Genomic DNA, 26,398 nt, shown 5'->3' with positions numbered 1-26,398 from the left:
GCGACGCCGTTTCGTGGATTCCCTGCCGCTCCACGTCCCTTCCCCATCCCGCGCCAGTTCCCTCGATCGCGTTCCGGCGGAGCCGGCCCCTGCGGCGTCCGCCCAGCGGTGCCGATGGGGTGTTCCGGCGGCGGCCGGAACGCAGGATGATGCGCGGTACCATCCTGCGGCCGGTACGGCCGGCAGGGCCGGGATTCCCCCGTCTCAGACCACGCCGGTGGCGTAGTACACGCCGATGATCGCGAACACGGCCAGGGTCTTGATGAGGGTGATGGCGAAGATGTCCTTGTAGGACTGGCGGTGGGTCAGGCCGGTGACGGCGAGCACGGTGATGACCGCGCCGTTGTGCGGCAGCGTGTCCATGCCGCCGGAGGCCATCGCCGCCACGCGGTGCAGCACCTCCATCGGGATGCCGGCGGCCTGCGCGTTGGCGATGAAGCTGTCGGCCATCGCCGCCAGCGCGATGCTCATGCCGCCGGATGCCGAGCCGGTGATGCCGGCCATGGCGGTGACGGAAATGGCCTCGTTGACCAGCGGGTTGGGGATCGAGCCCAGCGCGTTGGCCACGACCAGGAAGCCGGGCAGGGCGGCGATCACCGCGCCGAAGCCGTATTCGGAGGCGGTGTTCATCGAGGCCAGCATGGCGCCGCCGATGGCCGACTTGGTGCCTTCGGCGAACGCGGCCACCACCGGCTTCCAGGCGAAGGCGATGACGCTGAGGATGCCCAGCAGCAGCGCGCCCTGCACCGCCCAGATGGCGGCGACCTTGGATACCTCCTGCACCACCGGCGCCGGGTTGCCGATCACCGCCGGCACGAACGACTGGCTTTCGCCGTAGAACCCGGGGATCCAGCGGGTGAGCAGGAAATTGGCCACGCCCACCAGCACCAGCGGCAGCACCGCCACCAGCGGATGCGCCAGGCGGTCGCCCTGGAACGGCTCGGGCTCGTTGCGCAGTTCCTCGTGGGCGCCGGAATATCCCTCGCCTTTGGCGGCGGCGACGCGGCGGCGCCATTCCAGGTAGCTCATGCCCAGGATCAGGATCACCACCGTGCCGATCACGCCCAGCCACGGCGCCGCCCAGCCGGTGGTGCCGAAGAACGAGGCCGGGATGATGTTCTGGATCTGCGGCGTGCCCGGCAGCGCGTCCATGGTGAAGGTGAAGGCACCCAGCGCGATGGTGCCGGGAATCAGCCGCTTGGGGATGTCGCTCTGGCGGAACAGCTCGGCGGCGAACGGATAGACCGCGAACACCACCACGAACAGCGACACCCCGCCGTAGGTGAGCAGGGCGCAGACCAGCACGATGGACAGCATCGCGCGCTGCGCGCCGACCAGGCGGATGGTGGCGGTGACGATCGACTTGGAGAAGCCGGAGATCTCGATCAGCTTGCCGAACACCGCGCCGAGCAGGAACACCGGGAAGTACAGCTTCAGGAAGCCGACCATCTTGTCCATGAACAGGCCGGTGAACATCGGCTGCACCAGCGTCGGGTCGGTCAGCAGCACCGCGCCCAGCGCCGCCACCGGCGCGAACAGGATCACGCTGTAGCCGCGGTAGGCCACGAACATCAGGAAGCACAGCGCCGCCAGTACGATCAGAAACGACATCCACGGCTCCCGGCCAGACACGATGCCGGCGAGTATCGGGAGCCGCGGCCGGCCGGCCCACTGTACGAACGGACGATGCTCCGGCTCCGGGCGCCCGGCTAACGTGCGCAGCATGGGCGGCATCCGTGTGCCGCCGCGTCATACCCGGGAGGAGGGAGACCAATGAAGCGCAAGTATCTGAGCATGGCCGTGGGCTGTGCGTTGCTGGCACCGGCCGCGTTCGTGCAGGCCCAGGAACAGCCGCAGCCGGCCGGCCAGCCGCAGGCCACCCAGCTGGATGAAGTCACCGTGACCGCGCGCCGCCGCACCGAGTCCATCCAGGACGTGCCGGTGGCGGTGTCGGCCTTCGGCGAGGAACAGATCCGGGATCTGCAGGCGTCCACCGTGGAAGGCCTGCAGGGCGCGGTGCCGAACATGAACATCGCCCAGGGCCGCGGCTCGGCCAACAGCGTCAACGTGTTCATCCGCGGCATCGGCCAGCCGGACGCGCTGCAGACCTTCGACCCGGGCGTGGGCATGTACGTGGACGACGTCTACTACTCGCGCATCAACGGCGCGCTGTTCTCGCTGTTCGACATCCAGCAGCTGGAAGTGCTGCGCGGCCCGCAGGGCACGCTGTACGGCAAGAACTCCACCGGCGGCGCGATCAAGCTGACCACCAAGAACCCGTTCGACAACGAGGGCGGCGCGGTGGAAGTCACCGCCGGCGACTACGGCCGCCTGGAAGGCCGCTTCTACGTGTCCGGCAAGCTCAGCGACACCGTCGCGGCCAGCATCGCCGGCGCCAAGATCACCAACGATGGCTACGTGAAGGACGCCGACACCGGCAGGCGCTACAACGACGACGACACCGAGGCGCTGCGTTTCAAGCTGGCGCTGAACCCGACCGACAACTTCCGCGCCACCCTGAGCGTGGACACCACCAAGCAGGACGCCGCGCTGACCATGGGCCGGCCGATGGCCGCCCTGCGCCAGACCAGCCTTGCCCCGGCGGGCGTGATCGTGCTGCAGCCCGGCCAGACCGGCGAATGGAACCGCCGCGCGCGCACGTCCTTCGACGATGGCCAGGGCCAGTCCCTGAAGCACTCCGGCGCCTCGCTGGCGATGGACTGGGACATCAACGGGCAGTGGACGCTGAAGAGCATCACTTCCTACCGCAAGCTGAAGACCGAGTCGTACATCGACATCGACGCTTCCCAATACGAGCTGGGTGACGTGCTGGTGGCGCTGGACCAGGACCAGACCAGCCAGGAATTCCAGCTGCACTACGACAACGGCTCCAACCTGCACGCCACCTTCGGCGCGTACTACATGAAGGAGAACGTGCCGTCGTACCAGGAGGCCTACGCCGACGACCTGTTCTCGTTCCTGGGCGCGAAGGTGCCGTTCCTGCGCACCATCGACGACGACCTGACCACCACCTCCAATGCCGCCTTCGCCCACCTCAACTGGGAGTTCGTGCCGAGCTGGACCGTGGCCGCCGGCGTGCGCTGGACCAAGGACAAGAAGGACTACGACCGTTCCACCAGCACCTTCTGGGGCGCGCCGTTCTCCGCGCTGAACGAAACCGTGGCCTTCGCCGCCAATGCCTCTTGGACCGCGGTGACGCCGTCGGTCAGCCTGCAGAAGGCATTCGGCGACAACCTGATGGGCTACGTGTCGGCCAACCGCGGCTTCAAGTCCGGCGGCTTCAACGGCCGCGCCAACACCGTCTACGACACCCAGCACGCCAAGTTCGATCCGGAATACGTATGGACCTACGAGCTGGGCCTGAAGGGCAGCTCGGCCGACCACCGCTTCCGCGGCAGCGCGGCGGCCTTCTACAGCAACTACAGCGACTTCCAGGCGCGCGTCTCGCAGGACGTGGGCACCTTCCCGGTGCTCAACGCGGCCAAGCTCAACATCAAGGGCATCGAGCTGGAAGGCAGCGCGCTGCTGGGCGAGGCCACCACGCTGAGCGCGCAGGTCGGCTGGATGGATGCCAGGTACGACCGGTTCGAGGACTTCCGCCTGGATCCGTCCTACCCGGGCTTCGATCCGAACGTGAACCACGACCACGTGCCGTTCTCGCCGGACTGGACCGCGCGGGTGGCGCTGCAGCACGTGTTCGCGCTGGGCGACAGCGGCGCGCTGACCTTCGGCGGCGATGTCTCCTACCGTGGCAAGACCTGGCTGAGCGTGGACAACCGCGACGTGCTGAGCCAGGACGCCTACACCCTGCTGGGCGTGTACGGCGTGTGGGATTCGCCGCAGCTGGCCTGGCAGGTGCGCGCCGGCGTGCGCAACCTGACCGACAAGCAGTACAAGACCGAAGGCCAGGAGTTCGCCAGCGTGGGCAACATCCAGACCGCCTACTACGGCCTGCCGCGCAACTGGTACGTGTCGCTGCGCTACAACTTCTGAGGTGCAGGCTCTCCGGTCGTGGATCCAAACCCTCCCTGCTTCCGCAGGGAGGGTTTTTCATGGCGTGCGCCGCCGTTCGTGCGGTTCTGCCATGGATCACGTCCTTCCCGTCGTCCTCGCACGATCCCGTAGGAGCGGCTTCAGCCGCGAAGGGGCTTTTCTGAAATTGCTGGAGACAGCTTTGCTGGCGTGCGTGGTGATTCATCGGGAATGCCCTATCGCGGCTGAAGCCGCTCCTACGGGGGCTGGTGCGCTGTGTGGTTCCGCTGCGCTTGCTGCCTTGGCGTGTGTGGTGGTTCATCAGGAATGCTCCATCACGGCTGAAGCCGCTCTTACGGGAGCGGGTGCGTTGTGCGGTTCCTCTGCGCTTGCTGCCTTGGCGTGCGTGGTGGTTCGTCGGGAATGCGCCATCGCGGCTGAAGCCGCTCCTACGGGAGCGGGTGCGTTGTGCGGTTCCTCTTTGCTTGCCGCCTTGGCGTGCGTGGTGGTTCATCGGGAATGCTTCATCGCGGCTGAAGCCGCTCCTACAGGGACCGGTGCGCAGTGTGGTTCCGCTGCGCTTGCCGCGCGCCGTATCCTGCCCGCCATGCACACGGGGAACCCATACGCATGCTGAGTCTGGTGACGGTGGCACTGGCCGGGGTGGCCTGGCTGGTGCTGATGTTCGGCGTCGCGCTGTACGGCGAGCGCCGGCCGGCGGTGTTCGCGCGTCACTGGCGCCATGTCTATGCGCTGTCGCTGGCGGTGCACTGCACTTCGTGGACGTTCTACGGCACGGTGACCCAGGCCGCGCGCTACGGCTGGCCGCTGCCGCCGACCTTCGTCGGCGCGATCCTGTTCTATGCGCTGGCCATCGGCATGATGGTGCGGCTGGTGCGGCTGGCGCGCGAGACCAACGCCACCTCGCTGGCCGACCTGATCGCCGCGCGGCTGGGGCGCGACGCCTGGCTGGCGGCGACGGTGACGCTGATCGCCGCGCTCGGGCTGATCCCCTACATCGCGCTGCAGCTCAAGGCGGTGGCGATGAGCTTCGGCATGCTCACGCAGCGTTCGGCCGAGGCGGCGCAGGACGCGGCGCCGTGGCGCGACAGTGCGCTGTACGTAGCGCTGGCGATGGCGCTGTTCGCGATGCTGTTCGGCGCGCGCCGCGCCGACGTGTCCGAGCACAACCGCGGGCTGGTGCTGGCGATGGCCGCCGAATCGCTGTTCAAGCTTGGTGCGATGCTGGCGCTGGGCGCCTTCGTCTGGTTCGGGCTGGACGGGGTGGCGATGCCGCCGCCCGCGCCCGCGGCGGAGGCGCCGGCCGGCGGCTTCGTGCCGCTGGTGCTGCTCGGCGCGCTGGCGATGTTCCTGCTGCCGCACCAGTTCCACGTCGGCGTGGTCGAGTGCCGCGACCCGGCCGACATCCGCACCTCGCGCTGGCTGTTTCCGCTGTACCTGCTACTGATCGCGCTGCCGATCCTGCCGCTGGCGCGCGCCGGCAGCGCGCTGCTGGGCAACAGCGTGCCCAGCGACATGTACACGCTGGCGCTGCCGTTCTCGGCCGGGCATACCGGGGTGGCGCTGTTCGCCTTCCTCGGCGGGCTGAGCGCGGCCACCGGCATGGTGGTGGTCAGCACCCTGACCCTGAGCCTGATGATCGGCAACCACTGGTTCGCGCCGGGCCTGCTGCGCAGCACCTGGGCGCGCGCCGGCGGCGACCACCGCCGCGAGCTGGTGTGGCTGCGCCGCGCCGGCATCTGCGCGATCATGCTGCTGGCCTGGGCGTACAGCCGTTCGATCGGCGGCGGCAACGTGCTGGCCGACATCGGCGCGATCTCGTTCTCGGCGATGGCCACGCTGGTGCCGGTACTGGGCTTCGCGATCTGGCGGCCGCAGACGCCACCGCGCGCGGCCATCGCCGGGGTGCTGGCCGGTTTCGCCACCTGGGCCTGGGTGCTGCTGCTGCCGACGCTGCTGGAAAGCGGCGGCCGGGTGCCGGCCTGGCTGGCCGAGGGACCGCTGGGCTGGCGCTGGCTGGCGCCGCAGGCGCTGTTCGGCCTGACCGGCTGGAGCCCGCTGGGGCGCGCGGTCGGCGCCAGCCTGTTCGTCGGCACGGCGGTGACCCTGCTGGCGATGGTCTGGCGGCGCGATACGCCCGACCGTACCCGCCGCAATCTCGATGCCGACGCGCTGCGCGACGCCGGCCGCCGCTTCCTGCCCTGGGAGAAGGTGCAGCGCCTGCTCGCCGATGCGCCGCGGCAGGGACCGGTGCCGGCGGCGATCGAGGCCAGCGTCGAGCGCGAGCTGTCCGCGGTGCTCGGCGCCGCCTCGGCGCGGCTGCTGCTGGACGCCGCGCGCCGCCAGAGCGGCGAACTGGCCACGGTCGCGGCCATCGTCAGCGAGGCCGCGCTGGACCTGCGCTTCAACCAGCAGGTGCTGCAGGCCGCGCTGCAGAACATGAGCCAGGGCATCAGCGTGATCGACCGCGAGCAGCGGCTGGTGGCGTGGAACCGCCCCTATGCGCAGTTGTTCGGTTTTCCCGACGAGTTGCTACAGGTCGGCCGGCCGATCGTGGACCTGACCCGCTGGGCGCTGCAGGCGATGCCCCAGCGCGGCAGCGGCGAGCGCGCGGTGGACCGGCGCCTGGCGTTCATGCGCGCCGGCACCGCGCACCTGACCGAGCGCGTATTCCCGGACGGCCGCATCGTCGAGATCCGCGGCAACCCGATGCCCGGCGGCGGCTTCGTCGCCACCTTCACCGACGTCACCGAGTTCCGCCGCACCGAGCAGGAGCTGATGCGCAGCAACGAGACGCTGGAGCAGCGCGTGGGCGAGCGCACCGCGCTGCTGGAGTCGGCAAAGCGCGAGGCCGAGCGCGCCAACGACGCCAAGAGCCGTTTCCTGGCGGCCATCGGCCACGACCTGCTGCAGCCGCTGCACGCCGCGCACCTGTTCACCGACACCCTGGCCCAGCAGGTGGAGGCGCCGGCGCAGCGGCAGGCGGTGGCGCAGATCCACGGCGCGCTGGATTCGACCACGCAGCTGCTGACCGGCCTGTTCGACATGTCGCGGCTGGAAGCCGGCGGGCTGGTGCCGCAGCCACGCGCCATGCCGCTGGCCGAAGTGCTCGACCCGCTCGCGTCGGAATTCCGTGCGCTGGCCGCGGCGCGCGGGCTTGCCTTCCGCTACGTGCCGACCCGCGCCTGGGTGGACAGCGACCCGCAGCTGCTGCGGCGCGTGCTGCAGAACTTCCTGGCCAATGCGGTGCGCTACACCGCGCGCGGCGGCGTGCTGCTGGGCGTACGCCGCGACGGCGGGCGGTTGCGCATCGAGGTGCACGACACCGGGCCGGGCATCGCCAAGGGCGAGCAGCGGCGCATCTTCGAGGAGTTCCGGCGCGGCGAGGACAGCGGCGGGCAGGGACTGGGCCTGGGCCTGGCGATCGCCGACCGCATCGCCGGCCTGCTGGACGCGCCGTTGCGGCTGCGCAGCGAACCGGGGCGCGGCACCGTGTTCTCGGTGGCGGTGGGCGTGGTTTCGACGCCGGCGCTGCCCGCGGCGGCCCCGGCGGCGCCGGTGAAGGGCAGGACGGCCGAGGCACGGGAGGCGATTGGCGTGCTGGTCGTGGACAACGATCCGGCGGCACTGGCCGGCCTGGCGGCGCTGCTGCGCGGCTGGGGCTACGCCGTCGCCGAGGCGTCGGCCGAGGCGGACGCGGTCGCTGCGATGCAGGCCGCGCCGGCGGCGCTGTGGCTGTTCGACTACAACCTGGACGACGGCGACACCGGCACCGCGCTGCAGGCGCGGCTGGGCGAACGTTTCGGCCCGCGGCCGACCCTGATCCTCAGCGCCGACGACAGCCTGGCCACGCGCCGGGAAGTGCTGGAGCAGGGCCTGACCCTGCTGCACAAGCCGGTGCGCCCCCTGGCGCTGAAGTCGATCATGGACCGGCTGTTGGCCGCGCGCGCGGTAGCGCAGGCGCCATCGCCGTAGCGGCGGTTTTCCCGTCTACGCCGCGCGCCCGCGCTTGCGTTTGCCGCAGTAGGCCTCGTGCAGCGCCTGAATCACGCCTAGCGCGGGGCTGTCGGCGAGCGCGTAGAAAATGGTCTGCGCCTCGCGCCGCGTGGTCACCAGCCCGGTCTCGCGCATCACCGCCAGGTGCTGCGACAGCGCCGACATCGACAGCCCGACGCCGGCCTGCAGTTCGCCCACCGACGCCTCGCCTTCCACCAGCCGGCAGAGCACGCGCAGCCGCGCCGGGTGAGCGATGGCCTTGAGCAGCTGCGCGGCCTGTTCGGCATGGGCCTGCATCTGCGCGATGTCCAGGTCGGACGTGTTCATGGTCGGTGCCGGGCGGAGACTTGTGGTTTGCACGGGGAGAGTTTAGTTTAGAAAATTCTAAATTACAGGGCGGTGATTCCCATGCACCGGATTCCACAGTCTTCCCCCCGGGTCGAAGCCTTCTTCGACAAGGACACCGGAACCTTCAGCTATGTCGTGTACGACGAACTGGCGGGTTCGGCGGCGATCATCGACCCGGTGCTGGACTACGAGCCGGCCGGCGCGCGCATCGGCACCGCCTCGGCCGACGCGCTGCTGGCCTTCGTGCGCGAACGCCAGCTGAGGGTGGAGTGGATCCTGGAAACCCATGCGCACGCCGATCATCTCAGCGCCGCCGGCTACCTGGCCGACATCCTGCATGCGCCGGTGGCGATCGGGCGCGGCATCGTCCAGGTGCAGGAGCGCTTCAAGGCGCTGTTCGGGCTGGGCGAGGAGTTCGTCGCCGACGGCCGCCAGTTCGACCGCCTGTTCGTCGATGGCGACCGCTTCCGCATCGGCACGCTGGACGCGCGGGTGATCGCCACGCCCGGCCATACCGACGACAGCCTGACCTACGTGATCGGCGATGCCGCCTTCATCGGCGACACCTTGTTCGCCACCGATACCGGTACCGCGCGCACCGACTTCCCCGGCGGCGACGCGCACCGGCTGTATGCCTCCATCCAGAAGATCCTCGCGCTGCCGGAGGACACGCGCCTGTTCCTGTGCCACGACTATCCCGGCGACCGCCGCGACGCATTGCCGCAGACCCGCATCGACGAGCAGAAGGAAAACAACCCGCACCTGATGGACGGCGTCGACGAGGCGGCGTTCGTGCACAAGCGCGTGCAGCGCGACGCGACGCTGCCGGTGCCGCGGCTGATCCTGCCGGCGCTGCAGGTCAACATTCGCGGCGGGCGCCTGCCGGAACCGGACGCCAACGGCATCCGCTACTTCCGCCTGCCGCTTGACCAGCTGGGCGGCGCGCGATGAGTGCCTGGCCCGCCGCCCTGGCCGGCGGCGTGCTGATCGGCCTGGCGGCGACGCTGCTGCTGTGGTTGAACGGACGCATCGCCGGCATCAGCGGCATCGTCGGCGGCGTACTGCTGCCGCAGCGCAGCGAAGTGGCGTGGCGGGCGGCGTTCCTGCTGGGTCTGGTCGTGGCCGGCGCGGCGTGGCTGTGGTGGGTGCCGGGCGCGTATGCGCCGCGGCAGGGCTTTCCGCCGGCCCTGCTGGTGGCCGCCGGGTTGCTGGTCGGCTTCGGCACGCGCATGGGCAATGGCTGCACCAGCGGCCATGGCGTGTGCGGACTGGGGCGGTTGTCGCCGCGCTCGCTGGCGGCGGTGCTGGTATTCATGGCGACGGCGGTCGCCACCACCTGGGTCGTGAGGCATGGGGCATGAGCGGCATCAGGACCTTGTTGGCGGCGTTGCTGGCCGGTGCGTTGTTCGGCCTGGGGCTGGCGGTGTCGGGCATGACCGACCCGCTGCGCATCCTCGGTTTCCTGGACGTGGCCGGCGCGTTCGATCCGACGCTGCTGTTCGTGCTGGGCGGCGCGGTAGGCACCACGATGCTGCTGTTCCGCTTCGTGCTGCGGTGCCCGGCGCCGCTGTTGGCCGAACGGTTCCAGGTATCGCAGCTGCGCAGCGTCGACGCCCGCCTGCTGGTCGGCGCGGGCGTGTTCGGCATCGGCTGGGGGCTGGCGGGCTATTGCCCGGGACCGGCGCTGGTGGGCCTGGGCGTGCTGTCGCCGGAAGTGCTGTGGTTCGTGCCGGCGATGCTGGCGGGCATGGTGCTGCACCGCCTGCTGCGCGGGCGCTGATCCGCGTTTCCTACACGGCCTGCTTGGCCGGGTCGCTCAGTTCCAGTTCGCGCAGCACCACGCTGGCCTGGGTGCGGTTGCGCACGCCCAGCCGTTCGAAGATCGCCGACAGGTGCGCCTTGACCGTGCGTTCCTGCACGTCCAGGCGGTCGGCGATCTGCTTGTTGAGCAGGCCTTCGGCGACCAGCGCCAGCACCCGGAACTGCTGCGGCGACAGGCTGGCCAGGCGCGCGGCCAGTTCGCTATCGTGGCTGGAGGACTGCGCGCGCGCCACCGCCGCGCGCAGCGAGGCCGGCAGCCACTGTTCGCAGGCCATCACGCTGCGGATCGCCTCGCGCAGTTCGTTCAGTCCGGAACTCTTGGGCAGGTAGCCGGCGGCGCCGTGGTCGAGCGCGCGCCGCACCACGCGCGGGTCGTCGTTGGCCGAGACCACGATCACCGCCACGCCCGGGTGCTGGGCGCGGATCGCCGCCAGCCCGGCCAGTCCATGATTGCCGGGCATGTGCAGGTCGAGCAGGATCAGGTCGGTCTCGGGCGCGGCGTCCAGCGCGGCCAGCACGCCGTCCAGCGATTCGGCCTCGCGCACCTGCAGGCCGGCCACCGCCTCGCCCGCGGCCTGGCGCAGCGCGGCGCGGAACAGCGGATGGTCGTCGGCGATCAGCAGGCTGGGCATGGGCATGGTGGAGAGGACAGGCCTCGATTGTCCGCGAAATGGGCGCCGCGTGGCTGAGCGGTCCCGGTAGGAGCGGCTTCAGCCGCGATGGGGCATTCCCATCAACCCATCCGCATGCAGGGCATTGGCCCGTTGCAGACAGATTTGCATGAATGCTCCATCGCGGCTGAAGCCGCTCCTACGGGGGCGGTTGTTTACTGCGCGGTCCAGGCGCCGTCCATCGGCAGCGCGGCGCCGGTGAGGTTGTGCGCCTCGCGGCGGCACAGCCATACCACCATGGCGGCGATGTCCTCCGGCAGCGACATGCGCAGGCTCGGCTGCTTTTCCTCGAGCAGGGCGCGCACGCCGTCGTCGCGGCTGCCGCCGTTGCGGTGCGCCTGGATCTGCGGCTCGATCAGCGGCGTTTCCACCCAGCCCGGGCACACGCAGTTGACGGTGACGCCGCCGCTGTCGCGGCTGCCGGCGGCGGCATATTCCAGCGCCGCGACCTTGCTCAGGCCGACGATGCCGAACTTGCTGGCCACGTAGGGCGCCTTGTTCTTCGACGCCACCAGCCCGTGCACCGAGGCGATGTTGACCACCCGGCCGTAGCCGCGCGCGGCCATGCCGGGCAGCGCCTGCTGCATGGTGTGGAAGGCGGCGCTGAGGTTGATGGCGATGATGTCGTCCCACTTGTGCGCGGGCTGCTCGGCCAGCGGCGCGGCGTGCTGGATGCCGGCGCAGTTGACCAGCACGTCGAGCGCGCCCCAGTCCTGCACCGCGGCCATCATCGCCTCGATCTCGGCCGGGTTGCGCAGGTCGGCGCCGAAATGGCGCGATTCGCTGCCGGTCGCGGCGACGCTGGCGAGCGCGGCATTGATCTGTTCGGCCGTGCCCAGGCCGTTGATCGCCACGCGGGCGCCGGTCGCGGCCAATGCCTGCGCGATGGCAAGCCCAATCCCCGAGGTGCTGCCGGTCACCAGCGCGGTGCGGCCCTGCAGGAAACGGTCCATGGGAACTCCGTGAAACAGTGTGGGGAAGGCTGCAGAACGTAGCAGCCTGGACGTAAGCGCCGCGTGGTACGAAAGTACGATGGGCCGGACGAGACGCTCTGCTAGTGTGCCGGCATGACTACTTCCCTCCTGCGCGCCGCCTGCGGCCTCGTCGTCGGACTCGGCCTGGCCTCGTGCGCCAGCGGCCCCGCCTCCAAGTCCGTGGAGTCTTCCATGTTCAGCAACGAACTGCGCAGCGAACACCGCGGCGACGACGACCTGTTGACCGCCGGCCTCGGCCTGGCCGGACTGCGCAGCCTGGCGCCGCCGGCCTTCGCCGACGCCAGCGCGCCGACCGTGGAGGAACTGCGCCGGCGTGCGCTGTGGGGCAGCTGGCGCGGCATCGCCGACCTCGCGCCCGGCGGCGGCTACGGTGAGCTGTTCGGCAGCCTGGCGCCGGCGCCGGGGCGCGAATATTCGGCCTATGCGCGCCTGCCCGGCGCCAAGCAGCCGCACCGCGTGCTGGCGCAGGTGCCGGACAATTTCGACACCGGCAAGCGCTGCCTGCTGGTGGCGCCGGCCTCCGGCTCGCGCGGCATCTACGGCGCGGTGTCGGTGGCCGCGGCCTGGGGCCTGCCCAAGGGCTGCGCGGTGGCCTACACCGACAAGGGCGCGGGCAGCGACTATTTCGACCTGGACGCGCAGATGGGCGTGCGCGCCAACGGCATGGTCGGCGCGCTCGGCGAAGCCGCCGACCTGGCCTTCGTGCCGGATGCGCCGGTCAACGCTTCCGGCGTGGCGTTCAAGCACGCCCATTCCAAGGACAACCCGGAGGCGGACTGGGGCCGCCACGTGAAGCAGGCCGCCGAGTTCGCGCTGCTGGCGCTGGACCAGGCGTTCCCGCAGGCCGCGCCCTTCACCTTCGCCAATACCCGCGTCATCGCCGTGGGCATTTCCAACGGCGGCGGCGCGGTGCTGCGCGCCGCCGAACTGGAAGGCGACTGGCTGGACGCGGTGGTCGCCGGCGAGCCGAGCGTGCTGTCCGACGGCCCCGGCGCCCGCGCGCTGTACGACTATTCGACCGAGGCCGCCTTGCTGATGCCCTGCGCGCAGCTGCACATGGCCAACCTGCCGCAGCCGCCGCTCACCGCCGCGCTGCAGGCCGGCGCCACCGTGCGCTGCGCCACGCTGGCGGCCGAAGGCGTCATCGATGGCGCCACGCCCGCGGCGCAGGCCAAGACCGCCTACGAGCTGATGCTGGGCAAGGGCTGGACCGACGCCGCGCTGCGCGCCGGCGCGCTGTCCACCGGCTTCGACCTGTGGCGCGCCGTCGCCGCGACCTATGCGTCGGCCTATGGCCGTTACGGCGTGGGCGAACATCCCTGCGGTTTCAGCTTCGCTGCGCAGAACCCGGATTTCTCGCCGCGCGCGGCCACCGCCGCCGAGCGTGCGGCATGGATCGCCGATGGCGGCGGCATCCCGCCGGGCGCCGGCGTCGGCCTGCTCGACAGCAAGGTGCAGTTGCCCGACCTGACCTACGCGGGGCTGAAATGCCTGCGCGGCCTGTGGGATGGGCAGGGCGAGGACGCCCGCCGCGTGCAGGCCGGCATCCAGGCCACCCGCGCCGGCCTGCCGCGCAAGGGCCTGCCGGTGATGGTGGTGCACGGCGCCGACGATGGCCTGATCCCACCGGCCTTCAGCAGCGCGCCGTACGTGGCCGCGGCCAAGGCGGCCGGGCGCGAGGTGAATTACTGGCAGGTGCGCCACGTGCAGCACTTCGATGGTTTCCTCGGCCTGCCCGATTACGGCGCGCGCTACCTGCCGTTGCTGCCCTACGTGTATGCCGCGCTGGACCGCGTGCAGGCGCGCCTGGACAAGGGCACGCCGCTGCCGGCTGATGCGCTGATCGAGACCACGCCGCGCGCGGGCAAGCCGTTGACCGCCGAAAACCTGGCGATGCCGAAGTAACCGCCATCCCCGTAGGAGCGCACCTTGGTGCGCGATGGCTTTCCCGGTAAGTCCCATCGCGCACCAAGGTGCGCTCCTACGGGGCGGCGATGGCATCATGCCGCGATGGAAATCCTGACCTCTCCGTCCCGCGTCATCCCGGCCGCCGGCTACCACCGCGAACGGTGGCGCAACGGCCTGGGCTGGACCCGCGAGATCCTGCGCCTGCCCGAGCAGGGCGACTGGCAGCTGCGCCTGTCCATCGCCGAGATCGAACAGGATGCGGCGTTCTCCGCGTTTCCCGGCGTCGAGCGCGAGCTGGTGCTGCTGGAGGGCGAGGGCCTGCGCCTGCGCTTCGCCGATGGCCGCTGCCAGACCCTGCTGCCGCCCCACCAGCGGCTGCGCTTCGCCGGCGAGGACGCGTTGACCGGCGAGCTGGTCGATGGCGTCACCCGCGATTTCAACCTGATGTGGCGGCGCGCGGACCTGCACGCCGAACTGCTGCACCGGCCGCTGGTCGGCAACATGCTGTTCTTCACCGAGCCGCAGGCGGCGTGGGCGATCCATCTGCTGGCCGGGCAGGCGGCCTTCGAGGACGCGGCGCTGCCGCCGCTGCAGGCCGGCGACACCGCCTGGCTGGGCGCCGGCGAACGCCGCCGCCATGCGCTGCGCGGAGGTGGCGAGTTGCTCGCGATACGGGTCACGCCGGCCGCCGGTTGACGCATCGCCGGTACGGGGCAGGCGCGCGACGCGGCCAGGAGCGAGGGCAGGGCCGCGAAGTCGGACGTCGATGCGGTCATCGGCGCGCCGGGTCACCTGCTGGCGCCGGCGGTACATGCACTGCGCGCCGCTGGCGGTCGATCCTCGATCAGCGGAGCGGTCCGGTGGAACGCGCCCCCGTTTCCGCATGTCCGGGCACTTGGCCGTGCAGCGGCAGTGCAGGTCCGGCGTGATGTGCCTGCCGGCGAAGGCTGCCGTCGATCCAGACGGTCCGATCGCCGGCCCGGGACCGGAGCGTTCCCTGCTCGAATTCCGCGATGCAGGAGAACCGGCGATCCGACCGGTGGCGTTGGACAGGCAATGCATTGCGCAACCCCATGGAGCGGAACGATGGCCCGCCAGCGCTGTACCCGCCAGATCCCGCCGGGCGTCTGCTTGGCGCCGCGAATGTGTCGGTTTTGCACGCACCGGCCGCCGTCGATCCGGCCGGTCCTATCACCGGCCCGGAGCCGGACCGTCCCCTGCTCGATTTACGCGATGCAGGAGAACCGGCGATCCGACAGGTGGCGCTGGTCAGGCAGTGAATTGCCGCAACCCCATGGAGCGGAACGATGGCCGCCAGCGCTATACCAGCCAGATCTCGCGGGACGTCTGCCCGGCACCGCGAACGCGTCGGCTTCGCACGCGCCGCCGCCCGTTCCCCGCGGTCAGTACACGTCGCGCCGGTAGCGCCGCTGCATGACCAGCTGGTCCTTGCGTTCGTCGCCCAAGGCCCGGGCGATCACCGCGTCCACCGCCGGCGCCATGCCCTGCAGGCTGCCGCAGACCAGCAGGGTGGCGCCATCGTCGACCCACTGCCGCAGCCGCCCGGCCTGCGCGGCCAGTGCGTCCTGCACATAGCGGTGGGGTCCGCCATCGCGGCTGAACACGGTGTCCAGGTGTTCGATCCAGCCCTCGCGCCACCACTGCTCCAGTTCCTCGCCGAAGTGGAAGTCGTGGGCCCGGTTGCGTTCGCCGAACAGCAGCCAGTTGCGCCGCGCGCCAGCGTCGATGCGCGCGCGCAGGTGCGCGCGCAGGCCGGCGATGCCGGTGCCGTTGCCGACCAGCACCAGCGGCGCGTCGTCCGCCGGCGGGTGGAAGTTGGCGTTCGCGCGCAGGCGCAGGTCGATGCGCTCGCCGATGGCGGCGTGGTCGCACAGCCAGCCGCTGGCCAGGCCCGGGGTTCCGTCCGGATGCGCCTGCCGGCGCAGCAGCAGCTGCAGGCTGCCCTCCGACGGCAGCGAGGCGATGGAGTATTCGCGGTGCGGCAGGGCCTGCAGCGTCGAGGCCACGGCATCGGCATCGGCGGAATCGATGGCGTCGGGCAGCTTCGATGCGGCCAGCACGTCGCACAGCGCGCGGCCATCGGCCAGCGTCGCCTGCCTGTCCAAGCCATGGACCTGCATCCAGCGCTCGACCGTGGCGGCGGCATGGCGCGGGCCGATCTCGGCGATGTCGCCGGCCTGCCAGGCGGGCAGGTCGCCATCGGCTGGTTGCAGGCGCAGGTGGAACACCGGTCCGCCGACGCTGCCCGGATTGAGTTGCCTGCGCCGGCGCAGCACCCACGGCTGGTAGTCAGGCGCGCTCCAGTCGGCCTGCACGCTGCCGTCGCCGAGCTGGCCGAGCAGTTGTTGCCAGTGGCGCAGGGCGGCGGGATCGGCGTTGTCCACGTCCACGGTGTCGAACAGCGGCTGCGCGCCATGCCGGCGCAGCCAGTCGTCCAGCTGGTGGCCGAACGCGCAGTAGTGGCCGTAGCTGCGGTCGCCCAGCGCCAGCACCGCGTAGCGCAGCTCAGGCAGCGCGAGCGGCTGTCGCATCACCTGGCCGAGGAAGGCCAGCGCATGGTCCGGCGGGTCGCCTTCGCCGGTGGTGCTGGCGACGAACAGCGCCTCGCGCGTGCCGGCCAGCAGCGTCGCGTCGACCTGGTCGAGCGCGCGCACGCGCACCCTGCGGCCGCCGTCGCGCAGGCCCTGCGCGGTGCGCTCGGCCAGCTGCTGCGCGAAACCGGTCTGGCTGGCCCAGGCCACCAGCAGCGGCGGGACGCCGCTGTCGCCGGAGTCGTCCCCGCGCGGGCGCGACCGCCACCACAGCGCCGCGCACCAGGCGGTGTAGGCGAGCAGGGCGGCCAGCGCGAACCAGCGCCGCGGCGGCAGCGGTGCGGCCAGCCACCAGTCCTCGCCCAGGTGCAGGCGCAGCAGCAGGCCGGCGCCGGCCAGCAGCAGGAGGCCGACGGCGAGGTTGCCGGCGATGGCGCGCGGGAAACGGAAACGGTTCATGCGTTGCCGGCCTGCAGATGCTGCGCGAAGCCCTGCGACAGGGTTTCCACCGGGCCGTCGGCGCCGCGCTGGACGAAACGCGCGGCCAGTCCGTGCTTCCCGGCAAAGGCCAGGCCTTCGTCCGCGCCCATCGCCGTCAACGCGGTGGCCCAGGCGTCGGCCAGCATCGCCTCGCGGTGGATCACCGTGACCGCGGCGGCCGCAGCCGCCACCGGCGCCTGCCGGCGCGGGTCCAGGGTGTGGCTGTAGCTCACGCCGTCGTGTTCGTAGCGGTGCCAGCGGTCGCCGGAGGTGGCCACCGCCAGGTCGTCGAGCGCCAGCACGCGCGGCGGATGGTCGGCGCCGGCGTCTTCCTCCGGCGCCGATTCGACCAGCACGCGCCAGGGCTGCCCGTCCGGCTTGCGGCCGCGGCCATGCAGTTCGCCGCCGACCTCGACCAGCGCGGCATCGATGCCCTGCTCACGCAGCCATCGCCCGACCAGGTCGACGCCGTAGCCCTTGGCGATCGCCGACAGGTCCAGCTGCAGGCCGCCAGGCTGCAGCGCTGCCTGCGCCTGCGCGTCCAGCCGCAGCCGCTGCCAGCCGCAGCGGGCGGCGACCTCGGCGATCCGCGCGGCGTCGGGCCGGCGCTGGCGCTGGGCGTCGGCACCGAATCCCCACAGCGCCACCAGCGGGCCGATGGTGGGGTCGAAGGCGCCTTCGCTGCGTTCGGCCACCGTCCGCGCGGCCTGCAGCACGCGCCAGAAATCGTCCGGCAGCGGCTGCCAGCTGCCGGCGACGGCGCGGTTGTAGCGGCTGATGTCCGAGTCCGGCTCCCAGGTGCTCATCTGCGCGACCACGCGGTCCAGCTGCGCCTGGATGCCGGCATGCAGCGCATGCAGGTCGCGGTCGCGCGGCGCCACCAGCTTCACGCTCCAGGTGGTGCCCATGGTGTGGCCGCCGAGGGCGGCGATGTCGGTGGGAGGCATGGAGCGGGGAACTGGTGGCGAGGAACCGGGAAACAGGGAAGGCGGCGACCGTTGGCGACGGGAGTGGGAGGAACGAGGTACGGCGGACGGCGCCGTTCCCATGAGGATGGGAAAACGGCCGTTGCCCTGCCGGTACCTGGTTCCTCCCTCGTTCCTGCCTTACTGCGGCAGCACTTCCAGCGTGGCCACGTAGCTCAGCCGGCGCTGCTTGGCCTGCGGGACGCTGGTCCGCTCGTCGGTGGTCGAGGCGTCCAGCCAGTACATGCCCGCTTCCGGCCAGGTCACCTTGAAGCTGCCGTCGGCGCCGGTGGTCACCTTGATCTCGTCCTGCGCGTTGCGGTAACGGGTGGCGCCGCGCACGATCTCCACTTCCAGGCCGGCGGCGGGCTTGCCGTCCACCACCAGCTTGAAGGTGGCCTCCTCGCCGGCGAACAGGTCGTTGGGATGGGTGACCGGCACCAGTTCCAGGCCCTTGCCGACGGCGGCGATGGCGCTGGGCTTGCCCTTGGTGACGAAGGTCTCCACCCGGCCGATGCCCTCGGTGACCACCAGGTTCTTCGCGTTCTTCGGGATCTTGGTGGCCAGGTCTTCGGGCGTGGCGTTGCGCAGGAAGCCGCCGCGGGGGCCGCCCATGCCGCCGGCCGCCGGCTTGTCCTTGGCCGCGGCCAGGCTTTCGGGGGTGTCCCAGCGCGCCGACAGGCCGCTGTTGAGGTTGGCGATGCGGTAGGTGCCTTCCTGCGCCAGCTGCACGTCGAACACGCTGCGGTACTTGCCGGTGGCCGGGTTCTGCGGCTGCAGCACGCTGCCGTCGGGCGTGGCGATGGTGACGTTGTCCAGGCGCATGGCGACGTGGTCGGGGTAGTACAGCTGGTTGGACACCGCCGCATCGACCGTGACCCACACGTCGTTGCCGGCGACCACGGTGGACGAGGGCAGCAGCCACTGCTTGTGGGCCAGGGCGGAGAACGGGAGCGCGGCGGCGATCAGCGCGGCGAGCAGGGTGGTGCGTTTCATGGCGTGTCTCTCCTTGTTCGGGACGTCAGGGCTTGATGGCGAGGGTGACCAGGCCGAGTTCGCTCTGGCCCTGGGCGGTGCCGTTGCCGGCCTTGCCCTTCCACTCGAAGGGAATCTTCAGCAGTTCGCGGCCGCCGACTTCGCGCACGGCCTCCACCACCAGCGTGTACTGGCCGGCGGGCAGGCTGCGCAGCTGCGGCTGGCTGTCGCTGAAGCTCAGCGCATGCTTGCCGGCCGGCCGGGTCGGGCCGGTCACGCCGTCCACCGGCACCTGCAGGGTACGGCCGCTCTTGCGCCACCACTGGCGCAGGTCCGGCAGCCACTTGGTGCCGTGGCCTTCGGCGTTGGAGGTCTGCTGGTACCACACCGACAGGTTGGCGGCGGACTTCTGTCCGGCGTCCTCGATCCACACCGCCACGTAGGGACGGTGGTACTCGGCCACGTTGAGCTTGGGGATCTCGACATTGATGTCCAGGCTCGCGGCATAGGCCGCCGGGGCGGTGGCGAGCAGTCCGCTCAGGGCGATGGTCAGGGTGACGCGCATGGTGCGACTCCGTAGGGGAAGCGTGTTCAGTGGATGAGGAGCAGGGCGATCAGCAGCGGGATCAGCAGGCCCAGGCCGACCAGCGGCCAGGTCATGCGCCGCTGCCGCGCATGCAGGTGCAGCAGGAACAGTCCGGTGATGCAGAACACCAGGCAGGCCACGGCGAACAGGTCGATGAACCAGCCCCAGCCCGGACCGGCGTTGCGGCCCTTGTGCAGATCGTTGAAATACGAGATCCAGCCGCGGCGGGTCTGTTCGAACTCCACCGCGCCGTTTTCGCGGTCGATGCTCAGCCAGGCATCGCTGCCGGGGCCGGGCATGGACAGGTAGACCTCCTCGGGCGACCACTCGGCCGCGCGCCGGCCGATGGCCACGTCCAGCTCGCGCGACAGCCACTCGGCGACCCTGGCCGGCAGCGGCGCGTTGCCGTCCTCGTGCGCGGCCGCCAGCGCCTGTTGCAGCAGTGCCGGCAGTTCCAGCTGCCGGTGGGTCACCTGCGGCTTGGCCTCGATCTTCGCGGCGTGGTTGAGGGTGATGCCGGTGGCGGCGAACAGCAGCATGCCGACCAGGCAGACCGCCGAGCTTATCCAGTGCCACTGGTGCAGCGTGCGCAGCCAGAAACCGCGGTTGGCCTGCTGCTGGACGAGATCGGCGGGGGAGCGTTCGGCGGACACGTGCGTGATGCGGAGGAAAGGTATGGAATTAGAACATTGATGAGAATGATTCGCAATTTGTACCGTTGCGTATCAACCGCCGCCGTTGCTGCGGCGCGAGTTGGACCGCGCCGCTCTCGCGGCGACCAGCACCGCGAACCGGGCGGGCACCCGTGGCAGGCCAACGGGTGCCGCAAGGGCTCAGAAACGGAAGTTCAGGCTCACCCAGACGCTGCGTGCCTTGTCCTTGTTGTTGTAGTCGTCCAGGAACTGCACCTCGTTGGTGCCGTCCTCGTACACGCCGTTGCCGTTGAGGTCGTTGAACGCGCTCTGGTAGGTCGTGAAGTCGCGGTCGAGCAGGTTGTTGATGCGCGCGTTGACCGTCAGCCAGCGGGCGGCCTCGAACGACGCGCCCAGGTGCAGCACCGTGTAGTCCTTGTAGTACAGCTCGTTGCCGGTGACGGCGCTGAGGCCGCGGTAGCGTTTGGAGCGCGCCTCGGCGGTGAGGAACAGGCTGAAGCGGTCGTTGGCCTGCCAGTCGAAGGTGGCGTTGGCCATGTGCCGCGCGCTGTTGCCCAGCGGCAGGCCCTTCTCGGCGCCGCTCTTCTGCTCGCTGTCGGTGAAGGTGTAGTTGGCGCGGAAGCCGAAGGCCTCACTGATCTTCCAGCGCCCGGCCAGTTCGGCGCCCTGGATCACCACTTCGTCGATGTTCACCGTCTTGTTGCTGCTCGAATAGCCCAGGTCGGCGTACTCGCCGCTGCTGGTGCAGCTCAGCGCCAGGCCGGCGCCGCAGGGCTGGCTGTCGATCTTGTCGTCGAACCGGTTGTGGAACAGCGTGGCGTTGAAGTTGTGGCCCTGCGGATGCTGCCAGTAGAGCGCCAGCTCGGTGCTGGTGCTGGTTTCCGGCTTCAGGTCCGGGTTGCCGAAGAACGGCAAGGTGCCCTGGCTGCCGAAACCGGTGACGCCGTCGTACAGGTCGGTGGTCTTGGGCGTCTTGAAGCCGGTGCTGATGCCGCCCTTGACCGTCCACTGTTCGTTGAGGGTGTAGACGCCGTACAGGCGCGGGCTCAGGTGGTCGCCGAACACCGCATGGTCGTCGTAGCGCAGGCCGGCGGTGAGGGTCAGCGGCGCGCTCACCTTCCAGTTGTCCTCGACGAACAGCGAGTACATGTCGTGCTCCTGCTTCTGGCCCGGCGTGCCCTTCTCGGTGCCGAACACGCCGTCGGTCAGCTCGCCGCGGATTACCTGCGTGCCCACCACCAGGGTGTGCTCGCCGGCGGCCTGGAACGGGATGTCGAGCTTGGCGTCCAGGGTGTACTGCGCGCTTTCCAGCGTGCGCTTGGGGCGCGGCAGGAAAGTGGATTCGGCCAGCGCGCGGCGTTCGGCCAGGGCCATGCCAGCGTATTGGCCGGTGCCGTCGATCATCGCCAGCAGCTGCTCGCGTTCGGCCACGGTGAACGGCAGGGTGCGGCCGTCGTTGTTGGTGGCCACGTGCGCCAGCGAGACGAAGCTGTTGCCGAAGTCCCACTGGCCTTCGTGGGTCAGCGCCCAGGCGTCGCGGGTGAATTCCTGCGAGGGGCTGTAGCCGACGCGCGGATCGGCGCGGCGCGCCCAGGTGCCGCCGTTCGTACGGCAGGCATTGGCGTTGGCACCGGCCGCGCCGCGGCAGAAGTTGGAGGCGCGCCAGACGCTGTTGATGTTGTCCACGGTGCCGACGGGGTATTCCTCCACGCCGTTGTCGTTGAGCTTGATCCTGTTGTCGTATTCCTGCCGCGAGGCGTCGTAGTCCAGGGACACGGTCTGGTTGTCGGCCGGCATCCAGGTCAGGGTGATGCCGCCGGCCTTGTTGGTGTTGTCCACGGTCTTGCCGCCGCTGCCGAAGCCCAGCGGACGGGTGTGCAGGCCGCCGGCCGGATCGGTGACCGGCGCGTAGGTCGGGTTGGACGCCTTGCGGTCGTACCAGCTGCCGCGCGCGCTGAGGTTGAGCACGCCGGGCAGCAGCGGGCCGGTGAGGAAGAAGTCCACGGTGCTGTCGTCGCCGAACTCGTCGTCGGTTTCGACGGTGCGGGCGACGCTGGCCGAGCCGTGCCAGCCGTCGAGGGTGCGCTTGGTGATGATGTTGATCACCCCGCCCATGGCGTCGGCGCCGTACAGCGTGGACATCGGGCCGCGGATCACCTCGATGCGCTCGATCGCGTCCAGCGGCGGGATGTGGTTGAACTGGTTGCCGCCGAAGTTGTTGGGGTAGATGTCGCCGTGGTTGTTCTGGCGCCTGCCGTTGACCAGGATCAGGGTGTAGTCCGAGCCCATGCCGCGCATGGAAATGGTGCCCTGGCCGGTCTTGTCGCGGGTTTCGCCCACGTCCACGCCTTCCAGGTCGCGCACCGCGTCCAGCAGGGTCATGTAGGGACGCTTGGCCAGTTCCTCGCGGGTGATGACCGAAATGCTGGCCGGCGCGTCGGTGATCTTCTGCTCGAAGCCCGAGGCGGTGACCACGACGGTATCCAGCGTGGACGGTTGGCCGGCCGGCACGCCGGATGCCTGGGCCTGGACCGACATGGCGGACAGCAGGGCGAGGGAGAGACAGGTGCGCGCGGCGGGCGCGCGGAAACGATGGCGCAGAGCCATGGGATGGACCTCGGGAACGAAAGGGAAAAGACGTGGCTGGCCGGTGGCGCACACGGGCGCCACGGCAGGAATGAAGGGACGTGGATTCGCGCCGCGGGGGTCGCGGCGGAGGATCAGGCCAGCGGAGGCGCCTGGCTGCGCTGCAGCCGCCAGCGCACGGGCGTGGCGGCCGGCGGCGCCGGCGCGACGGCCGGCACGGTGGAGCGCACGGCCACTGCTGTTTCATCGCCGGCGCATGCCGCCGATCGCGGCGGGGCAGGGCGGTTCCAGGCCGCGCGGGGCGCCTGCAGCGGGGCTGCACGGCGGAGTTTGGCCGGGTTTTCGCGTTCGGCCGATTCGCCGGCCGGGCTTTCCTCGCCGCTGGCCGGCGCATGGGCGGCCAGTCCGGCCACCGTCGTCGACAGGGCGGCGCTTTGCCAGGCTGGCGCCAGCATCGCGAACATCGCCAGCAGTGCCAGCAACGGCGCACGCAGGCCGGCGCGCAGGTGCGCGATGGCTGGCAGGCGGCATGGCTGGAGCAGGTGGCGCACGCGAATCCCCGTTGGCGCAAGACAATCGGCCGGAAGGCCGGTGTTGACGCTCAATTGTAGTTGGGATTCGTTATCGCATGCAAATAAGAATTCATTCCATTTGACTATGCTTGACGCAGGTCAACTTGGAGGTCGGGCGCCGCACTCAGACTTCGGCCCACTGCCGCAACAGGTTGTGGTACACGCCGGTCAGCTGCAGGACCGCGCCGGCATCGGCGCCGCCGCGGCGCAGGGTCTCGATGGACGTATCCATCTCGAACAGCATCCGCCGCCGCGCGTCGTCGCGCACCATGCTCTGCACCCAGAAGAACGAGGCCAGCCGCGCGCCGCGGGTCACCGGCGTGACCTGGTGCAGGCTGCTGGAGGGATAGAGGATCAGGTCGCCGGCCGGCAGCTTCACCTCGTGCTCGCCGTAGGTGTCGCTGACGACCAGCTCGCCGCCGTCGTACTCGTCCGGATCGTTGAGGAACAGCGTGCACGACACGTCCGAGCGCAGCTGCTCGCCCTGGGAAAGATTCATCACCGCCCCGTCGACGTGGAAGCCGTAGGTGCCGCCGCCGGTGTAGCGGTTGAAGCGCGGGGGCAGGTACTTCAGCGGCAGCGCGGCGCTGAAGAACAGTGGATTGCGCTTCAGCGCCGCGAGCACCGCCCGGCCCAGGTCGGCCTTGAGCGGCGAACCATCGGGCAGCTGCTCATTGCGCTTGACCTGCGCCCCCTGCGCGCCGACGGTCTCGCGGCCGTCGGTCCAGTCGGCCGTGTCCAGTGCGCGGCGGAAGTGCGCCACTTCGTCGGCGCCGAGGATATTGGGGATGTGCAGCAGCATGCGAAGGCTCCATGCGCGGGCGCCTTCCCTTGCGGAAGGCGCCTGCGGTTGCCACGTGTCAGAAGCGGAAGTCCGCGCTGAACAGGAAGGTGCGCGGGGTACCCGGAGTGTAGCGGTAGCCGCTCTTGTTGATCGCGGCCACGTACTGCTTGTCGAACAGGTTGTAGGCGTTCAGGCGCAGCACCAGGTGTTCGTTGATGGCATACGAGGCCACCGCGTCGTAGACCGTGTAGGACTTGGTGAACGCCGGGGTGCCCATCGCGCCGTCGGTGCCGCGGTGCATCTGGCCGGAATAGCGCACGCCGCCGCCCACCGTCAGGCCGAAGGGGAAGCTGTAGCTGGTCCAGCCGGTGAAGGCGTCTTCCGGGGTGTAGGTCAGGTTGTTGCTGCCATCGGCGGTCAGCAGGCTGCCCTTGTCCACCTGGGTCTTCTGGTGGGTGTAGCCGGCAGAGACCGACCAGTTGTCGGTGATGCGGCCGACGGTGGAGATCTCCACGCCTTCCACGGTCTTCTGCCCGTTCTGGTAATAGCCTTCGGCGGCGTTGCCGGTGATCTCGTTGGTCACCTCGGTGCGGAACAGCGCCAGGTTCAGCGCCAGCGCGTCGTCAAGGAAGCTCCACTTGGTGCCCACTTCGGCGGTGTGGGCTTCCTGCGGATCCATGTTGATGTTGTTGGCGTTGCCGGCGGTCTCGTTCAACTGGAAGTTGCTGCCGCCTGGCGGCTGCTGCGAGACAGCGTAGTTGGCGTACAGGCTCACGGCCTCGTTGGGCTTGTATACCGCGCCGAGCTTCCAGTTGATCAGGGTGTCCGAGTCGCTCAGGGTCGGGCTGGGGATCACGGTGCCGGCCGGGTTGCTGCCGCAGGCCGGACCGCCGCGGCCGCCGCACACCGAGGCGCTGGCGTACTCGGTCTTGTAGTGGTCGGCGCGCACGCCGGCGGTCAGCAGGAAGCTCTCGGTGAACTTCAGGGTGTCGAACAGGTACAGCGAGGAAGTGGTGGTCTTGCCGTCGGTGTAGGCGCCGGTGCGGGCGGTGGTCAGGCCGGTGACATTCCAGTCCGGGGCATACAGGTTGGCGGGCGTCCAGCCCGCGCCCACGGTACCGGCCTTGCCCCACGAACGCTGCTGTTCGCGCGTGAACTCGGCACCCGTGCTGAGGTTGTGCTGCACGCGGCCGGTGGCGAAGTCGGCACGCAGGTTCAGCTGGTCGGTCAGGATGGTGTTTTCCTGGTCCTTGTAGGTCAGGTTGCTGCGGGCCATCGTGTACGTGGACAGGTCATTGATGTCCGTCCATTTGATGTTGCCTGCCTGGGGATTGGCCGCCGTGCCGCCGGTCGACATGAAGGCGGTGAGCAGGTAGTCCTGCTCGGTCTTGCCCCAGCGCGCGATGTTGGTCAGCGTGAACGTGTCGGAGAAATCGTGTTCGAAGCGGAAGGTCGCCTGCTGCGCGCTGACGTCATCGTGGTCGTAGCGGGTGCCGTAGAAGTTTTCCGGGTTGACCGGGTGGCCGGCGAGCTGCCCCAGCCCCGGTTGCGGCGTCCAGCCCGGCAGGCCGATGGTCGGCACGAAACCGTCGGGGATGTTGTCCTGCTTCAGGTAGAACAGGTTGAGGAAGTAGCGGGTGTCAGTGCCCAGGCCGAAGCCGAACGACGGTGCGATGCCCCAGCGCTTGTCCTTGACGTGATCGCGGCCGGCGACGTCGCTGTCCTGCCACATCGCGTTGACGCGCAGCGCCGAGGTGGCACCCAGCACCTGGTTCCAGTCGCCGGTGGTGCGCTTCTGCCCGTCGGTGCCGGCCGAGACGTTGCCCGAGATGCTGTCGTGCAGATTGGCCTGCTTGCTGATCATGTTGATCGCGCCGGTCGGCGCGCTGCGGCCGTTGTCTGTGCCGGCCGGGCCCTTAACCACTTCCACCTGCTCGGTATTGAACACGTCGCGGGAAATCGAGCCCAGATCGCGCACGCCGTCGACGAAGATGCTGCTGGACGTATCGAAGCCGCGCATGTAGACGGTGTCGCCGGTGCTGGTGTTGCCGTTCTCGCCGGCATAGAACGTACCGACGCCGGCGCTGTTGCGCAGGGCTTCGGTCAGGGTGGTGGCGCCCTGCTGGTTGAACAGGTCGCCGGTGATCACCTGGACGGTCTGCGGGGTGTTCTGCAGGGTCTGGGTGAACTTCGGCGAGGCCGACTTCTCGTTCTTGTAGCCGCGGGCCGCGTGCACCTGGACCTGGTCCAGGGTGCGGGCGTTGGCCGGGGCCTCTGCATTGGCCAAGCCTGGCAGCGCGGCCAGGCTCAGTCCGGTGACGAGGCCGGCGGCGGCGAGCGTGCTGGCGCTGCGGGCAGGGGTGTTGTGCTTGCGGCTCTTGATGTGACTCATGAAGGAAAGGCCTTGGTAGGAACACGGAAGCAGCACCGGATTGCCGGGATGGGCGGGCCGGTACGACGGATTCGTGGCGGGAAAGGGAGGAGGGAAGGGC

At 70.1% G+C, this 26,398-nt stretch carries 20 protein-coding genes; 7 read left to right on the top strand and 13 right to left on the bottom strand.

What is annotated here, in order from left to right; translation table 11 throughout:
• Positions 1 to 204 precede the first annotated feature (204 nt).
• Positions 205 to 1,611: a GntP family permease gene (locus CQ393_RS07465; protein ID WP_153190929.1), complete on the bottom strand. Its 1,407-nt coding sequence runs from the start codon at positions 1,609 to 1,611 to the stop codon at positions 205 to 207.
• A 162-nt stretch (positions 1,612 to 1,773) separates the two neighbouring features.
• On the opposite strand from CQ393_RS07465, the gene CQ393_RS07460 reads away from it, so the two are divergent.
• Entirely contained in the window at positions 1,774 to 4,014 is a 2,241-nt protein-coding gene (locus tag CQ393_RS07460; protein ID WP_153190928.1) for a TonB-dependent receptor, read from the top strand.
• A 609-nt stretch (positions 4,015 to 4,623) separates the two neighbouring features.
• Positions 4,624 to 7,989, top strand: coding sequence for a PAS-domain containing protein (locus CQ393_RS07455; RefSeq protein WP_153190927.1), 3,366 nt, complete (start codon positions 4,624 to 4,626; stop codon positions 7,987 to 7,989).
• Between the two features lie 15 nt (positions 7,990 to 8,004).
• Here the strand turns inward: CQ393_RS07455 and CQ393_RS07450 are convergent, their stop codons facing one another.
• Positions 8,005 to 8,337 carry a metalloregulator ArsR/SmtB family transcription factor gene (locus tag CQ393_RS07450; protein WP_153190926.1) on the bottom strand — a complete coding sequence of 111 codons (333 nt, stop codon included), beginning with the start codon at positions 8,335 to 8,337 and terminating at the stop codon, positions 8,005 to 8,007.
• An 81-nt stretch (positions 8,338 to 8,418) separates the two neighbouring features.
• Here CQ393_RS07450 and CQ393_RS07445 point away from each other — a divergent pair, with 81 nt between their 5' ends.
• From CQ393_RS07445 to CQ393_RS07435, 3 genes are read left to right on the top strand one after another with little or no spacing between them, the layout of a single operon-like run.
• Positions 8,419 to 9,309: an MBL fold metallo-hydrolase gene (locus CQ393_RS07445; RefSeq protein WP_153190925.1), complete on the top strand. Its 891-nt coding sequence runs from the start codon at positions 8,419 to 8,421 to the stop codon at positions 9,307 to 9,309.
• Positions 9,306 to 9,719 (top strand): YeeE/YedE family protein, encoded by a 414-nt coding sequence (locus CQ393_RS07440; protein ID WP_153190924.1) that lies wholly within the window; start codon positions 9,306 to 9,308, stop codon positions 9,717 to 9,719. The genes CQ393_RS07445 and CQ393_RS07440 overlap by 4 nt, the downstream gene beginning before the upstream one ends.
• Complete coding sequence (locus CQ393_RS07435; RefSeq protein ID WP_153190923.1) at positions 9,716 to 10,138, top strand: DUF6691 family protein; 423 nt, start codon at positions 9,716 to 9,718, stop codon at positions 10,136 to 10,138. The genes CQ393_RS07440 and CQ393_RS07435 overlap by 4 nt, the downstream gene beginning before the upstream one ends.
• 10 nt (positions 10,139 to 10,148) lie before the next feature.
• Here CQ393_RS07435 and CQ393_RS07430 read toward each other — a convergent pair whose 3' ends face one another.
• Both CQ393_RS07430 and CQ393_RS07425 read right to left on the bottom strand, forming a co-directional pair.
• Complete coding sequence (locus CQ393_RS07430) at positions 10,149 to 10,811, bottom strand: response regulator transcription factor (protein ID WP_153190922.1); 663 nt, start codon at positions 10,809 to 10,811, stop codon at positions 10,149 to 10,151.
• Between the two features lie 194 nt (positions 10,812 to 11,005).
• Entirely contained in the window at positions 11,006 to 11,803 is a 798-nt protein-coding gene (locus CQ393_RS07425) for a 3-hydroxybutyrate dehydrogenase (protein WP_153190921.1), read from the bottom strand.
• 114 nt (positions 11,804 to 11,917) lie between these two features.
• Here CQ393_RS07425 and CQ393_RS07420 point away from each other — a divergent pair, with 114 nt between their 5' ends.
• Positions 11,918 to 13,750 (top strand): 3-hydroxybutyrate oligomer hydrolase family protein, encoded by a 1,833-nt coding sequence (locus tag CQ393_RS07420; protein WP_153190920.1) that lies wholly within the window; start codon positions 11,918 to 11,920, stop codon positions 13,748 to 13,750.
• 105 nt (positions 13,751 to 13,855) lie between these two features.
• Positions 13,856 to 14,449: a HutD family protein gene (locus CQ393_RS07415; protein WP_153190919.1), complete on the top strand. Its 594-nt coding sequence runs from the start codon at positions 13,856 to 13,858 to the stop codon at positions 14,447 to 14,449.
• Between the two features lie 707 nt (positions 14,450 to 15,156).
• Here CQ393_RS07415 and CQ393_RS07410 read toward each other — a convergent pair.
• The 9 genes from CQ393_RS07410 to CQ393_RS07370 all read right to left on the bottom strand — a co-directional run bounded on the left by CQ393_RS07410 (position 15,157) and on the right by CQ393_RS07370 (position 26,298).
• Positions 15,157 to 16,764: a sulfite reductase subunit alpha gene (locus tag CQ393_RS07410; protein WP_153190918.1), complete on the bottom strand. Its 1,608-nt coding sequence runs from the start codon at positions 16,762 to 16,764 to the stop codon at positions 15,157 to 15,159.
• A complete protein-coding gene (locus tag CQ393_RS07405) occupies positions 16,761 to 17,732 on the bottom strand; it encodes an FAD:protein FMN transferase (protein ID WP_153190917.1) in 972 nt (323 codons plus the stop codon). Before CQ393_RS07405 ends, CQ393_RS07410 begins: the two co-directional genes overlap by 4 nt.
• Positions 17,733 to 17,891: 159 nt before the next feature.
• Positions 17,892 to 18,746 (bottom strand): DUF4198 domain-containing protein, encoded by an 855-nt coding sequence (locus tag CQ393_RS07400; RefSeq protein WP_153190916.1) that lies wholly within the window; start codon positions 18,744 to 18,746, stop codon positions 17,892 to 17,894.
• A 25-nt stretch (positions 18,747 to 18,771) separates the two neighbouring features.
• Positions 18,772 to 19,290 (bottom strand): DUF2271 domain-containing protein, encoded by a 519-nt coding sequence (locus CQ393_RS07395; protein WP_153190915.1) that lies wholly within the window; start codon positions 19,288 to 19,290, stop codon positions 18,772 to 18,774.
• Positions 19,291 to 19,316: 26 nt separating this feature from the next.
• The gene (locus CQ393_RS07390) at positions 19,317 to 19,964 is read right to left on the bottom strand and encodes a PepSY-associated TM helix domain-containing protein (protein WP_343199802.1); all 648 of its coding nucleotides are present in this window, start codon (positions 19,962 to 19,964) and stop codon (positions 19,317 to 19,319) included.
• 180 nt (positions 19,965 to 20,144) lie between these two features.
• Positions 20,145 to 22,571: a TonB-dependent receptor gene (locus CQ393_RS07385; protein ID WP_153190914.1), complete on the bottom strand. Its 2,427-nt coding sequence runs from the start codon at positions 22,569 to 22,571 to the stop codon at positions 20,145 to 20,147.
• A 113-nt stretch (positions 22,572 to 22,684) separates the two neighbouring features.
• The gene (locus CQ393_RS07380) at positions 22,685 to 23,101 is read right to left on the bottom strand and encodes a hypothetical protein (RefSeq protein WP_153190913.1); all 417 of its coding nucleotides are present in this window, start codon (positions 23,099 to 23,101) and stop codon (positions 22,685 to 22,687) included.
• A 145-nt stretch (positions 23,102 to 23,246) separates the two neighbouring features.
• A complete protein-coding gene (locus CQ393_RS07375; RefSeq protein WP_153190912.1) occupies positions 23,247 to 23,924 on the bottom strand; it encodes a Fe2+-dependent dioxygenase in 678 nt (225 codons plus the stop codon).
• A 58-nt stretch (positions 23,925 to 23,982) separates the two neighbouring features.
• Positions 23,983 to 26,298, bottom strand: a complete 2,316-nt coding sequence (locus CQ393_RS07370) for a catecholate siderophore receptor Fiu (RefSeq protein ID WP_153190911.1) — start codon at positions 26,296 to 26,298, stop codon at positions 23,983 to 23,985.
• Between the last annotated feature and the right edge of the window lie 100 nt (positions 26,299 to 26,398).

This window comes from Stenotrophomonas sp. MYb238 (assembly GCF_009496535.1).
In the GTDB taxonomy this organism is placed as follows: Bacteria; Pseudomonadota; Gammaproteobacteria; order Xanthomonadales; family Xanthomonadaceae; genus Stenotrophomonas.
This window is presented reverse-complemented; position numbering and strand designations above follow the sequence as displayed.